Raw genomic sequence first — 14,644 nt, forward strand, 5'->3', positions numbered from 1 at the left:
GCGTACCGCATAAAGAGTCGTACTCATCGCGCTACATCTATCATGACACTTATTTATAGGAATCGTTTCAGCTGTGTGGAAAACTAGTTCTGACCGTTATCACGCATGAGGTTAAAAAGCAGGATGAACATGCTGATAACACAGAGGGGATGTTGAGCAACCGATGAACGGTTGACGGCAGAAGAATCATACCCGATTCATTCTTAATAAAGGAGTGGTCGGATAAGAAATATTCGCAATATCGCGTAGTCTAACGTTAACATCTTGGCATATATCAAAAAAGCGATTCGCTCCCTGACGTTCAGACAGCGTCGATGACAAATAATAAGATAATCAAGGATTTGATGGAAAATGACGATTTCTCTCCCTTCCCGCCTCCCTATACTAGCCGCTCTCATCGCGAGTACCCCGGCCCTGGCGTTTGCCACAACATCCACCGATAGTTCTTTCTCTCATAAAGACTGGGAAGTGGTCTGTGATAACACGCTGACGTGCCGAGCAGCCGGCTACTCATCCGAAGAGCAGTACGCGGGGGAAGAGCAAGATGTTCCTGGAATTTCACTGCTTCTCACACGTCATGCAGGGCAAAATACGCCAATAACGGCAGACGTCATGCTCGCTGAGGTATACCAAGCGATTCCTAAAGGCACCACACTCACGCTAACCATTGATGGCGTGGATAAAGGCCTGCTCACCCCGACCAGAGACAATCTCTGGCAGCTAAATGAGAAACAAATTCCCGTCGTATTGCAGGCTCTAAAAGGAAGCGAGAAAGTAGCTTTTCGTCACAATGGTGCCGTTTCCGAACTGTCCGGGGCCGGTGCCTACGCCGTACTGTTAAAAATGGATGAGAAACAAGGTCGCATTGGTACAACAGACGCCATCACCAAAAAAGGAAATAAAAGCAGTGCGTTACCTGCCGTACCAGCCCCTGTTATCTACGCAGCAGTCACTAAACAGGCGCCATCGCGAAATCTGACAGACGCGGAACAGTCGGCTCTCCAGAAAAAACTGCTTAAAACGCTAAATAGCGACTGCGATAGATTGCTACCGCAAGATGACCAAAAAGCGGAGCCTATTGAGCTCACTCCACTAAATGACAGCCTGTCCCTGCTCAGCACCCTTTGCTGGCGCGCGGCTTACAACGAAGGCTACGCCTACTGGATCATCGATAACGCCATGCAGACTCAGCCACAGCTCGTGACGACAGATGGCACAGATTACGAAAACGGTGAAATTACCTCTGCGCATAAAGGACGCGGACTCGCGGACTGCATGAGCTATGAATCCTGGACATGGGATGGCAAAACATTCCAGCAAAGCAGTGTATCGACCACAGGTTCATGCCGCATGATCCAACTCGGCGGCACCTGGGATTTACCCAGTTGGACGACAACCGTGGTGCAACCGGGTAAATGATAGTGAACAAAAGTGCTCTCTTCCCTTTGTTCAGTGCCAGTGCAAGTGAAATTAAGAGTGGTGTATTTTAAATAAAATACAGTCCAACATCAGGGCAAGCATGAGCCCGTAGTTTAATTGCTACGAGTTTTCGTCACATTCGACAACCACTAAATTTTATTTATATAAGGATATATTGTCGTCTTTTCTAAAAAAACAATATTTTCACTCTATAATTAGTAGGATGCAAATTACCAGCCCAGCAAATACATTGAAGTCATGCCTGTTATTCGGGTAAACTATCTGCATAAAAGGAGAGAAATTCAGTAAAAGGAATATATAGAATGCAAGCATCAGAATATTTAAAATACAAAATGGAATCTGACAAAGTTCTCGCAACCCATTTAGATGACATAACAAAGAAATTAAAGAACAATTCAATAAGTTTAACAACTGATCTATATAGTGGCATGGAAAGAACAAGCTGGTATTCATCATGTCTCCTTGAGAAATATAACGATGTATGTCAAGAATTACAGTATGAAGACTCCAGAATGGTTAGCGCAATAAAAGAAGTATTTAAAAGAGATGATGTCATTCTGGATATGGTGAAGATTTATATCGATAATTTAATGAAAGATTTTGATGAAAATAAACAAAAAAAGATAGCCAAAGCAGTTTTAGGTATAGCTTCTGAATTTTCCACAAACAGGGCGATAAAAGAATCAATATCATATGCACTAGCTAAATTTATTAGCACGACGCTTAATTTCCAAGCATCTTTACGCAAAACAATAAATCAAACATCTTATTGGGCTATAACAGTAACAGCATTTTACGGAAAAGTTCAGAAAGCAGCCATGTCAGCCCGTCATTTACGGGATATTAATCCCGCATTATATGCTTTATTTTATTCACAAAATTTAGAAATGTTATACTTTTTAATAGAACCAATCCTCTCACCATATAATTTAACAAATTATAAAAATGAAGAAGAAATAATCAACTTAATTAATGGAGTTATAAAGCAATGAATTTAAAAAAAATATTAAAATATATGATAAAAAATTTTATAATCACTGAGGTTTTAGTTATTATAACCATAGCATTATGGTTTTTTTATGTTTCGTTTATTCCAGAACACTGGATGAAACTGATGTTGTTTTCAATTGTAATAATCATATTTATCAACATAAAATATGGATCAAAAAAATCAGGCCGAAAGTAAATCGGCCTTTAGTATAATATCAATAGGCTACATTTTGCCAAAGCATGTAAGCGCTTGTTCTTGCAATAACATGCTCCCATTCAATAGAAGCAAATTTGAATGATACACTTTCCTGTGGCTGAACTTCATTGTGTGTCAGTGAGTTAGGATAGAAAAAACGGATATTGCTGATAAGTGCATCCCGAAGTTTCATCTTAAAATAAAGTTCATTTCCACCAGACTGAGCCGTTCGATAGAAAGAAAGAATGCACTCCAATTTTTCCTTATCATTGATTGCCTGAGCGAACAATGGTGTGGCTTTATCAATTGGCTTTCTGATTTCTACAGGAAGCATTGAAATATTCTCTTCCCGACTAATATTATTCACCAACTCATAAACAAAAATTTCATTCTCATGTGCCGATTGATACTTGTTGCCAATAGAATCCAGAGATGAACATCCTGCTGATATCAGTCCCTGCTTTTCCCCAGTAACGCTAAGATAAATAAGATTAGACATTATGCCTCCATACAAAAAATTCCATTCTACGATTCGGATCCCTAGTCTCTGTTGCATGGATATAATACTCTCTCAGGTGAAGTTTTAAAACACACAAAACCGTTATTTATATATAAACGTTTTATTTCCATGGGGATGGCTTGAGCACTTTAATGGTCATAGCAACATATAATAAAATGTATCACCTAAAGGATAAGCGTTACATGAATATATTAGAACATACGCCCACTCTTTCTAACCCTCGTTGAATATTTCATCTGCCGAATTACGTTATACTTAATTTTTCATTGAAAAACCGCCATTCCCTTAAATAATTATTGAGAATAAATCTGATGATGGAGAGAAATATTTTATTCAGACGAACCTAACCAATTAAGTCATCACTAATTACTTATATATAACAAAAAGATAAAAAACCAGCTCCATTTTTTAAATAAATACTTTTATTTTTCAGTGAAAGTTAATGTAAACCCCATAAATATACATGACCATTAGGCTACGCCTACATTTAAAAAAGCGGTCTAGTTAGTTTTATACCTCCTCCAGCAATAGCGAATACCTCTCTATTAAACATATATTTTCATAGCTATGAAACCTTGTATTTAAGAAATACATATTTCTTTATGAAAATAGAAAAAATTAATTATAAAATTAAAATAATACAATTTAAACTGTATCATGACGCTTACACAAAAAACATTAATTTAGTAAAGACTAATTAAACTTATGATAATCTTATTTCATTTTCCCCAATATTTAAAATGATATAAGAGCAATAATCGATGTACAATAAATGGGAAAATATTTTCCTCAAAAGTATCACTGTCCCTACTTAACCAATTTTGGCTCTTTACACACTGCACTATGGTTGATGGCAGAGGCATGGGTATAGTTTCCTACTGTATTGAAGGCGAATGTGTATAGGATTTCGAGTGTCATCATGTCCTCTACACTTGAGATAATGATTTAGATAGGCGATTAATTTACATAACCCACTGAAAAATTAGTGCTAAACCCAGCTATTACTAGATTTTACGGACTTAGGTGGATATTGAGAGAAGTGTAATTGGAGCAGTGAAGGGATTAGAACATAACATATAATGCATTGTAATTAATAATGTTTTTTGTTTATAAAAACCATTCTATACTCATTACTATACACATCAGATCTATTGTATTTGTCTATTATGTTAAGTAAACGATAAAAGCTAACAATTGTATAACTCCCGAATTATTACTAAAAATCATAAAATATTTAGAAAAATAGCCATTGCAGCCATAATCGCTCCGCAACTGTTCCAAAAACTTTGTTTATGTAACGTTTCAATTAAATCATATTCTTTTCCATTCCTTACTAAACTAACTCCAGAATAATCAGGCTCCGTTTTTTGTTTTTTAGCTATTTTTTGACGAATCTTCTCTAATTTAGTCCTATTCACCGTAACAGTACTAGCACGAAGCCAGCATAAAGCAGAAACTATACCAGAAAATATTGATAAATATTTTAAAAAATCCATAAAAACCACCTATCTTAATTAAAGAAACCAGGTTAATTATATTTAAAAGCTACAATCACATAGTATTTCATAAGGAAAACCCACAATATATAATAAATCATTCATTGGATTTTAATTTCTCACTACTATGTTTTTTTCTTTCATATTCTTTTAAAGCTCTCAACCACCATTCATAATCATTAGAGTGACAAAAATTCATTGTTTCCAGCATGTTAGTGGCAACACCACCCTCGCCATCATCCCCAACATTTTTAATTAAGCGTATTGGTTTATCGCCAATTATATTAAGCGGGTCAGTGAGAGGGGTAACTGTAACAACACCATCACTATTTTCATAATTTATTTTTATTCTACCTAACTTCCTAGTTTCTCCTTTTACAATAGCGATAACGTCAGCTCTTATAACATGGAATAAATTAATCTCCCCATTAATCATCATATCAAGCATGTGTACTTTCTTACAAAACTCTTTAGATACTATTTCCCCGCTAACCACTCCATTATTAAGAGTTAGACTTATAATCACATCAGTGTCTGATAAACTATAGTCTCCCATGTTTACTAGTCCTTCAGGAAAGGCAGACCAGGTTCCGTTCCATTTTCCTGGTTCATAATAGTAATCACTCATTTTATCTGAAAAAACTTTCATCTTCTGAGGAAGATCAATCGATTTTGTCAAAATATTATCAACAGCATCAATACAACTAGATAAACTTAAAATTAGAGCCAGTATCCCCCCACCGATAATCCATTTATATATCGTTTTCATAAAGCCCCTTTTAAAAACAATCAGGATATTATATATTTATTTTTAATATCATCGATGTACTATATTCTAAACGTAATACTTTGTTATCTTACTACCAATTCCATGAAAAATCCCTACCCCCAACAAAACCTGCTCTACACCGCACCCGCACCAACCTGCTGGTTTTCGGCCTGCTTCAGGACAAACGCAATCTGTTCTTCGGTATAACTCGTCTTTTTCATTCTGGATGCTCTCTTTTTGACGGAGAGGACGGGCCGAAAACTCTACTTTAGGCCAATACTGAACCAAGAGAGATCAACAGCGAGCGACCTCATCTATCTGGAATACAAAACGCCTGATGTCAGGCATCAGGCATTTTAGCACTAAAAAAGTGTCAACCTATATCAAGACTAGCCACTACAGATTGGCTGGTATAAAATATAGTGTCCCCCCTGCAGCCATACTAAAACTTTTCGAATTAATTAGTTATCTCATATGTAGTGTCGCATACCCGGCAATACCAGTTTTGTTGTTTCACTCGTGAGAAACCAACAATTTTATAATCACGAAATATGGTATGTATTCTTTTCTGGTCATTCTCAAAGCATTTAGAACAGAATGCGACCTCATCACCCTCTTTCCAATAAACGCCATAACTAAAAGAAAATGACTGTTTGTCCTTTAACTGTTCTTCGAGCTGTTTATTTTTCAGTTCGGCTTCAAACAAAAGCACTTGAGTAGTGACAACTTCCATTTTGACGTTGGCAAGTTCAGTCATGAGGTTTGCAAGCTCAAGTTTTAGAGTCGCCTTATCAAGCTCACCGCCATCGTCAGCGAGTTTCTTTGCAATCCCTACTGCTTTATCAATGATACCCACAGCGGCGGCTGTGCCAGCTAACATTCCAGACATTAATCATTCCTTTCGAATAAATAATCTATCGTAATCTTCATCATTTTTGATTTTATTTTTATTGAGTGTATCTATGATGATTGAATCGTCAGGGAGCGGAAGTCCTGCCAACGTTCGTAAGCTGGATGATACCTTGTAAAAACAAATCGCGAGATCTGTCAACTCCTTGGCACGTATTGTTGTAGGATAGTCATCGTTAAAATGTTCATCAAATTCATTCCATTCCTTGGAGAAACGTTGCCTTGCATTGTTAACTTTTGTAGGAAGTGTAAAAATTTTATGCATTAAATTCACAGGTAACAGCTTCCAATCGATGTCTTCGAACTTTCCTAGAGTAAATTCTGGAAACTCAACACAATAACCTTTAAACAAAGAACCAGAGCCTCTGCCATCATCTTCATAATAATACTCACATCCATCATCTTCTGAGCACTCAAGGCACAGTGCAACATAACGATCTAGTTTATAAGTCAGTTTTAAGGCTAACACTTCTAAATCTTTTTTATTCTTCACACGGCTCTTACGCCAATCGGTGAACCAGGCGAAGCCTCCTGTAATGAGTGCACCCACAACCGTCCCAATTAGACCAACATAACTGTCTGACATAAGCGCCCCTATTTTTTCGCATAGTACATCATAAGCCCCATTGGTGGTAAGACAAAGCGGAGCCTTGAGCGACTTCATCAGGGTCATGTCAGACAGTGAAGGGTATCAGGATGACCATGTACCCGAAGGAGCGAGGCCGAACCGCTGGTAGAGCCTGCGTATCGTGTGCAGGTACGAACACCACCATAAACCTGTTTATCCCCTGCTGCGTCATCTCGACATGTGGCATTGTGGCGGCATCGGGCTAAATGCGCTTCACTGAAAGTTTTGGGAGTTATGCCAAGTATACGGCTTTTTGTTTGTTGTTGTGTTTTCGCGGTAAGAACGTGGACGTGATGATTGCCCCCTTGTACCACAGACCAATCACGCGGTAGGTGCGGACGTAGGACAATGGGTAGTTTAAGTTGTACCTGCTTTAGCGGGGCAACAACTTAACTAACTGATAAATTATAACATGTTGATTTGTAAATACATTGGAGCGAGTGAAGGGAATCGAACCCTCGTATGCAGCTTGGGAAGCTGCCGTTCTACCATTGAACTACACTCGCACACAGAAGCGAATGGCATTATAGCGCTGTGCCATTGCCGAGCAAGTAAAAAAACCCGGCAACGTGTTGATATTTTAGCCGGTTATGCAGTCGTGGAGAGCGGCAGAAACAGCGTCTCATAGCCGCTGGAAATAACGTGCCAGGCAAAGTAGGCAAATAACAGCGCGGAAATCAGGCTGCAATAGAATGAGATACGTTCTTTCAGCAGACGCTGACCGTACTTCACCAACGCGGCGAGGAAAAATGTCCACAGCACGCCGCCCACGAAAAAGCCCAGCAGAAACAGGCTAATCATGAAAGCTGAGCCATCGGTAGACTGCGCAATAATGGTGCCGCCAATCGCCGCAAACCACAGCAACGCCGTTGGTGACGCCAGCGCCATGCCGACGCCGCTGAAAAACTCGGTATAGCGAGCTGGTGGCGCAGTAAAATCCGCCCCATTCGCTGTCGCAGAAAGGTCGGCGAAGCGTTTAACCTGATAGTCACGCCATGCTGCGCGCGCCATACTGAACGTCATCCAGATCAGAATCAGCCCACCGCCAATCCACAGCACCCAGCGCACGGGCGTCAGATTAAAGACCACCGCCAGACCCAGTACCGACAGCGTGGCATAAAATAGATCGCCGAAACAGGATCCCAGCCCGATATAAAACGCCGAGCGCGGTCCATGCCGCAGCCCACGGTTAATAATCGCGGTATTGACCATCCCCAAATCGAGACACAGCGACAGGGATAGCAGCATCCCCATGAACACAACCAACAGCATGGCATTCCCTTCGAACAATAAGCAATAACGCGAGTCTAGAGCTCAAAGGAAACGCTGTATTGTCAAAAATTGATACGGCGGAACTGCCCCGGCGTCATGGCGTTATAGCGGTTGAAGGCTTTCGTAAAATGCGCCTGATCGGCAAACCCGACATCGCCCGCGACCTGACTAATCGCAGTCCCCTGCCGCAGCAGTTCCCGCGCTTTACACATGCGCCGCTGCATCAGCCACGCCAGCGGTGGCAACCCAACCGCCTGATTAAACGAGCGTACCAGATGGGCGACCGACAGATTCTCCTGCTGCGCAAGCTGGTCGAGCGTGGGAACATCACTGAGATCGCTCAGCAACCCGTCTTTGATCCGCGTGATCCGCTCTGCTTCTTTAACCTGACTTTGAGATGGCTCGTGATGCTGGTTTTCCATCAACCCCGCGAGCAGCAGGATAATACGTTCCTGACGCGTGCTGTCGTCCAAATCAGAGATGACCAGCTGTTTTAACTCGGCTGCCAATTGCGGCGACGGATTCCAGCCCCGTGAGAATCGAAAGGTTTGGTGGAAATAATGCTCAAACGCCTGCGGGTGAACGTACAGCGATGCGCACTGCCAGCGGTCAAACGCGTTCTCGCTGCCTTGCAGTTGGTTGGGATTGTAGGTCGTTACCATATCGTTGGTAGCAACAAAGGTTTCTCCATCCAGCCAGACCGTTTCCAACCCGCTGAGATTGGCGCTGATGACGAACTCATCGTGCGTATGTCGTGGAAAACTGCGGCCGTTGGTTAACAGCGCCAGTTCGAACCAGGCATCGCGGTACGTCATCATGATGGGTGTTCCGGCAGTGAATGAATGCCTGAAAATAGCATCTTCCCCCGTAGGGCGACAATCACAGAATGACGGCAAGAATGCGGAGATAAAACGGGATAAGTGAAGAGACTATCGAGGTGAGATCGAGATACACGGGGCTACCACGGTGCGAGATGTCCCTACGGGAATCTCATCCCCGTGTTTCCCCTAATATTTGGCATTGTCGATAATAAAAAAAACCGGTGCAATTGCACCGGTTCAATAAAGTATGACAACAATATCAGGCTGACTTTCTCTGCCTTATTTCTGTGGACGCATCGCCGGGAACAGGATCACGTCGCGGATGGTGTGGCTGTTAGTGAACAACATCACCATACGGTCGATACCGATACCCAGACCCGCAGTCGGCGGCAGGCCGTGTTCCAGCGCCGTCACGTAGTCTTCGTCGTAGAACATCGCTTCGTCATCGCCCGCGTCTTTCGCATTCACCTGCTGAGCAAAACGCTCTGCCTGATCTTCGGCATCATTCAGCTCGGAGAAGCCGTTACCGATTTCACGCCCGCCGATGAAGAACTCAAAGCGATCGGTGATTTCTGGGTTCTGATCGTTACGACGCGCCAACGGCGACACTTCAGCTGGATATTCGGTGATGAAGGTCGGTTGGATCAGGCTGCTTTCTGCCGTCTCTTCGAAGATCTCGGTAACGATACGGCCCAGACCCCAGCTTTTCTCGATCTTGATCCCCAAAGACTGGGCGATCGCGGTCGCTTTCTCTAGATCGTCCAGATCGGCGACGTTGGTTTCAGGACGGTATTTGCAGATCGCTTCACGCATCGTCAGCTTCTCGAACGGCTTACCGAAGTCGAATGTCTGGTCGCCATATTCAACCGTCGTCGAGCCCAGCACGTCCTGCGTCAGCGTACGGAACAGGTTTTCCGTCAACACAATCAGATCTTTATAATCGGCATACGCCATATAAAGTTCCATCATGGTGAATTCAGGGTTGTGACGTGGGGAAACGCCTTCGTTACGGAAGTTACGGTTGATTTCAAACACACGCTCGAAGCCACCAACGACCAGACGCTTCAGGTACAGTTCCGGCGCAATACGCAGGTACATGTCGATGTCCAGCGCGTTATGGTGCGTGATGAACGGACGGGCAGATGCACCGCCAGGGATCACCTGCATCATCGGCGTTTCAACTTCCATGAAGCCGTGATCGACCATAAAGCTACGGATCGCCGCCATCACTTTGGAACGAATACGGAAGGTATTGCGAGATTCGTCGTTAGCGATCAGATCCAGATAGCGCTGACGATAGCGGGTTTCCTGATCGGCAAGGCCGTGGAATTTATCCGGCAGCGGACGCAGCGCTTTAGTCAGCAGACGCAGTTCGGTGCAGTGGATGGACAGTTCGCCGGTTTTGGTTTTGAACAGCTTACCGCGCGCGCCCAGAATATCGCCCAGATCCCACTTTTTGAACTGCTCGTTATAGATGCCTTCCGCCAGATCGTCGCGGGAAACATACAGCTGAATACGGCCACCGACGTCCTGCAAGGTCACAAAAGAGGCTTTACCCATGATGCGACGGGTCATCATACGGCCCGCTACGGTCACTTCAACGCCCAGTTCTTCCAGCTCTTCGTTCTCTTTGCCATCGAACTCAGCATGCAGACGATCGGACGTGCTGTCACGGCGGAAATCATTCGGGAATGCGATCCCGGTTTCACGCAGCGCCACCAGCTTCTCACGACGCGTTTTTAATTCGTTATTCAGATCCTGCGCCTGATCGGCACCCTGTGATTGTGATTCAGCCATGTGAATTCTTATAACCCCGCTTTTAAACTTGCTTCAATAAATTTGTCCAGATCGCCATCCAGTACGGCCTGAGTGTTACGTGTTTCCACTCCGGTACGTAAGTCTTTGATGCGCGAATCATCCAGAACATAGGAACGAATCTGGCTGCCCCAGCCGATATCAGATTTGTTGTCTTCCATCGCCTGTTTCTCAGCATTTTTCTTTTGCATCTCAAACTCGTACAGCTTGGCTTTCAGCTGTTTCATCGCCTGATCTTTGTTTTTATGCTGAGAACGGTCGTTCTGACACTGCGTGACAATACCGGTAGGCATGTGGGTAATACGCACCGCAGATTCTGTCCGGTTAACGTGCTGACCACCCGCACCGGATGCGCGGTAAACGTCAATACGCAGGTCTGCCGGATTGATTTCGATATCGATATCGTCCTCAACTTCCGGATAAACGAACGCGGAGCTGAATGAGGTATGACGGCGGCCGCCGGAATCGAACGGGCTCTTACGTACCAGACGGTGCACGCCGGTTTCGGTACGCAGCCAGCCAAACGCATAGTCACCGATGATCTTGATGGTGGCAGATTTCGTACCAGCCACGTCACCGTCTGACTCTTCAATAATTTCGGTTTTAAACCCTTTGGCTTCCGCCCAACGCAAGTACATACGCACCAGCATGCTGGCCCAGTCCTGCGCTTCCGTACCGCCAGAACCTGCCTGAATATCCAGGTAACAATCCGCACTGTCGTACTGGCCGGAGAACATGCGACGGAATTCAAGCTGGCCTAATTTATTTTCTAGCGCGTCCAGTTCTACCGTGGTGTCATTGAACGTATCTTCGTCGTCTTCTTCCACCGCGAGCTCAAGCAGACCGGCCACATCTTCCAGACCCTGAGTCAGTTGATCGATGGTATCTACGATGGCTTCCAGCGAGGAGCGCTCTTTTCCCAATGCCTGAGCACGTTCAGGCTCATTCCAGACATCAGGCTGCTCCAGTTCGGCGTTTACTTCTTCGAGGCGTTCTTTCTTGGCATCATAGTCAAAGATACCCCCTAAGAACGGCACTACGTTCAGACAGATCCTGAATGCGGTTTTTTACCGGATTAATTTCAAACATGATTTTTTATATTCTTACGTTAAGTCGTTGACAACGGAATGGTGTAACCCGCCATTCTAGCGGATAAAAGGCCCATTTTATAGACTTTCTGCCCGCCGTATTCGGTTCACACGGCTAGCGCGGCCACAGATGCTGAATCAACAATTGCACCGAACGTTTACCGCGAAACTCGTTAATATCCAGCCGGTACACGATTTCCACTTCTTTGATACTCGGATCCGGCCAGATGGTGGTATCAACATTAAACGCGATGCCATCCAACAACGGCACCTGCCCTGTCGCGCCGACCGGTTCAAACATCGCTTTTAAATGACGTTCTTTGAGTAGACGGGGTTGCAGAATCCGAAAGCGCCCATCAAATGTCGGCTCAGGGAATGACTGACCCCACGGCCCCGCGTAACGCAGCATTTCTGCCGTTGAAAGCAGATCCAGCTCCGGCAGTACCAGTTCACCATCGGACCAGACGACGCCTTCAAGTTGAGACGGATCGAGCCATTCGCCAACCAGTTCACCGAAGCGCTGACGGAAATCCTCGAACCGATCTTCGTGCAGAGATAATCCTGCCGCCATCGCATGTCCGCCGAATTTTTCCATCATACCGGGATACAGCGTATCCAGCCGTTCCAGCGCATCGCGCAGATGCAAACCCGCAATGGAGCGCCCTGACCCTTTCAGCATGCCGTCGCCCGCAGGCGCAAAGGCAATCACCGGGCGATGAAAACGCTCTTTAATACGCGACGCCAGAATACCGACAACGCCCTGATGCCACTCCGGGTGGTACATCGCCAGCCCGTAAGGTAACTCAGTACGGGTGCGTTCCAGCGATTCGCACAGATGTAGCGCTTCTGCCTGCATTCCCTGCTCAATGTCCCGCCTGTCCTGATTCATGTCATTCAGTTCGTTGGCAAGGATGCGCGCTTGTACGATGTCATCGCTGAGCAGTAATTCGACCCCGATCTTCATGTCGTGTAGTCGCCCGGCGGCGTTCAGCCGTGGGCCTAACGCAAAGCCTAAATCGCTGGAGACCAGTTGGCTGGCATCGCGGTTCGCCACTTCCAGCAGCGCCCGAATACCCGGACGACATTCGCCCGCACGAATGCGGTTCAGCCCCTGCGCCACCAGAATTCGGTTATTGGCATCCAGCGGTACGACGTCAGCGACCGTGCCCAGCGCCACCAAATCCAGTAATTCGGTGAGATTCGGTTTCACCAGCCCCTGTTGCGTAAACAAGGGTTGCGTAAACCAGTCACTATCACGCAGGCGCACGAACAGCGCCATCATCAGATAAAACGCGACACCTACGCCCGCCAGCGCCTTAGAGGGAAACTGGCAGTCAGGCAGATTGGGGTTAATCATGGCGTCGGCGTCAGGCAATATTTCGCCCGGCAGGTGGTGATCGGTCACCAGCACGGTGATACCACGGCGATGCGCGTCTTCGACGCCTGCATGAGAAGAGATCCCGTTATCCACGGTCACAATCACTTCAGCACCTAGTGCAGCAGCCTGCGCCACGACTTCCGGGCTTAGCCCGTAACCGTCTTCAAAACGGTTAGGCACCAGATATTTCACGTTCACGCAGCCCATGCTGCGCAGCGCTAGTACAGTAAGCGCCGTGCTGGTAGCACCATCGGCATCAAAATCGCCAACGATGACAATACAGCGCTTCTCAGCCAGTGCTTTGTGCAACAGGTCGACCGCGTTATCAATACCACTTAGCAACCGGTAATTGAGTAAACCACTCAGGCTACGTTCCAGCTCCTGAGCCGCTTTAACGCCGCGCTGCGCATAGAGGCGGCGTAGCAAGGGCGGAACGGTGTCAGGTAAATCAATGTCCTCCGCCAGCGGACGCCGACGGAGTTGGGTAATCATATCCACGTAGCATTAACCGCCGGTTTTCTTCGAGGCTTTATGTGCTTCCAGCATCGCCAGCATTTCTTTTGGCCCTTGGTATCCCGGCACGACCATACCGTCTTGCAGCACGATAGCAGGAGTGCCCTGCACGCCAAACTGGATGCCCAGTTGGTAATGCGCGGAGATATCGGTTTTGCACGTTGCTGGCGAGATCGCGTCGCCCTTCATCGCGCTATCAAACGCTTTATTACGATCGGCCACGCACCAGATGGACTGCATATCTTTTGCTGCTGGCGATTTCATGCCCTGACGCGGGAAGGCCAGATAACGCACGGTAATGCCCAGCGCGTTGTAATCTTTCATCTGTTCATGCAGTTTGTGGCAATAGCCGCAGGTGATGTCAGTGAAAACAGTAATAACGTGTTTTTCCTGCGCGGCTTTATAAACAATCATTTGTTCCTGTAGCGCATCCATCTTGCCAATCAGGATTTTATTGGTGGTGTTGACCGGCATGGTGCCGCTCACGTCATAAAGCGGGCCTTGCAGCAAATGCTTGCCGTCTTCGCTGATATACAGCACACCGCTATCGGTAATGACGGTTTTCATGCCCGCCATCGGCGAAGGCAGGATTTCCGCCCCCTGCATATCCAGACGCGTCAACGTCTGTTTGATCGCGGCATCATCGGCGTGAGCAAAGTTGGTTGCCGTCGCTACCAGTAAAGAAAGCAGTAATAACCCTTTTTTCATTTCATCAATCCTGTTTGTGTCGCAACGCCATGGTGAATACGTCGCTCGTAGCAATACGCCAAGGTGGTTGGCGAGAGGCCCCGCCAGTCAGATAACATCCT

The 14,644-nt window shown here is 45.6% G+C and carries 13 protein-coding genes and 1 tRNA gene; 2 read left to right on the plus strand and 12 right to left on the minus strand.

Annotated elements, in window-relative coordinates; genetic code table 11:
- Positions 1-351 precede the first annotated feature (351 nt).
- Both AB8809_RS19165 and AB8809_RS19170 read left to right on the plus strand, forming a co-directional pair.
- Positions 352-1,419 carry a DUF1176 domain-containing protein gene (locus tag AB8809_RS19165; RefSeq protein WP_349855278.1) on the plus strand — a complete coding sequence of 356 codons (1,068 nt, stop codon included), beginning with the start codon at positions 352-354 and terminating at the stop codon, positions 1,417-1,419.
- A 323-nt stretch (positions 1,420-1,742) separates the two neighbouring features.
- Positions 1,743-2,432 (plus strand): hypothetical protein, encoded by a 690-nt coding sequence (locus AB8809_RS19170; RefSeq protein ID WP_349855279.1) that lies wholly within the window; start codon positions 1,743-1,745, stop codon positions 2,430-2,432.
- Between the two features lie 213 nt (positions 2,433-2,645).
- On the opposite strand, the gene AB8809_RS19175 is transcribed toward AB8809_RS19170, so the two are convergent.
- From AB8809_RS19175 to dsbC, 12 genes are all read right to left on the minus strand, one after another.
- Positions 2,646-3,125 carry an Hcp family type VI secretion system effector gene (locus AB8809_RS19175; RefSeq protein WP_349855280.1) on the minus strand — a complete coding sequence of 160 codons (480 nt, stop codon included), beginning with the start codon at positions 3,123-3,125 and terminating at the stop codon, positions 2,646-2,648.
- Between the two features lie 1,244 nt (positions 3,126-4,369).
- A complete protein-coding gene (locus AB8809_RS19180; RefSeq protein WP_349855281.1) occupies positions 4,370-4,642 on the minus strand; it encodes a hypothetical protein in 273 nt (90 codons plus the stop codon).
- A 97-nt stretch (positions 4,643-4,739) separates the two neighbouring features.
- Entirely contained in the window at positions 4,740-5,411 is a 672-nt protein-coding gene (locus AB8809_RS19185; protein ID WP_349855282.1) for a hypothetical protein, read from the minus strand.
- A gap of 457 nt (positions 5,412-5,868) precedes the next feature.
- On the minus strand, positions 5,869-6,300 hold the full coding sequence (locus AB8809_RS19190; RefSeq protein WP_349855284.1) for a hypothetical protein: 432 nt from the start codon (positions 6,298-6,300) through the stop codon (positions 5,869-5,871).
- Between the two features lie 3 nt (positions 6,301-6,303).
- Positions 6,304-6,906 carry a hypothetical protein gene (locus AB8809_RS19195; RefSeq protein ID WP_349855285.1) on the minus strand — a complete coding sequence of 201 codons (603 nt, stop codon included), beginning with the start codon at positions 6,904-6,906 and terminating at the stop codon, positions 6,304-6,306.
- A gap of 474 nt (positions 6,907-7,380) precedes the next feature.
- A tRNA-Gly gene (locus AB8809_RS19200) sits at positions 7,381-7,454 on the minus strand.
- 82 nt (positions 7,455-7,536) lie between these two features.
- Entirely contained in the window at positions 7,537-8,220 is a 684-nt protein-coding gene (locus AB8809_RS19205; protein ID WP_349855286.1) for a LysE family transporter, read from the minus strand.
- Positions 8,221-8,282: 62 nt separating this feature from the next.
- Positions 8,283-9,038 (minus strand): helix-turn-helix domain-containing protein, encoded by a 756-nt coding sequence (locus tag AB8809_RS19210; protein WP_012773352.1) that lies wholly within the window; start codon positions 9,036-9,038, stop codon positions 8,283-8,285.
- A 282-nt stretch (positions 9,039-9,320) separates the two neighbouring features.
- On the minus strand, positions 9,321-10,838 hold the full coding sequence (gene lysS, locus AB8809_RS19215; RefSeq protein WP_012773351.1) for a lysine--tRNA ligase: 1,518 nt from the start codon (positions 10,836-10,838) through the stop codon (positions 9,321-9,323).
- A gap of 8 nt (positions 10,839-10,846) precedes the next feature.
- Positions 10,847-11,945 (minus strand): peptide chain release factor 2 gene (gene prfB / locus AB8809_RS19220; protein ID WP_012773350.1). Its coding sequence is split into 2 segments (ribosomal slippage): positions 10,847-11,869 and positions 11,871-11,945, totalling 1,098 coding nucleotides; the frame shifts between segments, so codons are not numbered across the junction.
- A 114-nt stretch (positions 11,946-12,059) separates the two neighbouring features.
- Positions 12,060-13,820, minus strand: a complete 1,761-nt coding sequence (gene recJ / locus AB8809_RS19225) for a single-stranded-DNA-specific exonuclease RecJ (protein WP_349855287.1) — start codon at positions 13,818-13,820, stop codon at positions 12,060-12,062.
- Between the two features lie 6 nt (positions 13,821-13,826).
- A complete protein-coding gene (gene dsbC, locus AB8809_RS19230; protein WP_349855288.1) occupies positions 13,827-14,543 on the minus strand; it encodes a bifunctional protein-disulfide isomerase/oxidoreductase DsbC in 717 nt (238 codons plus the stop codon).
- Positions 14,544-14,644 lie beyond the last annotated feature (101 nt).

It is taken from the genome of Pectobacterium aroidearum (assembly GCF_041228105.1).
GTDB lineage: Bacteria > Pseudomonadota > Gammaproteobacteria > Enterobacterales > Enterobacteriaceae > Pectobacterium > Pectobacterium aroidearum.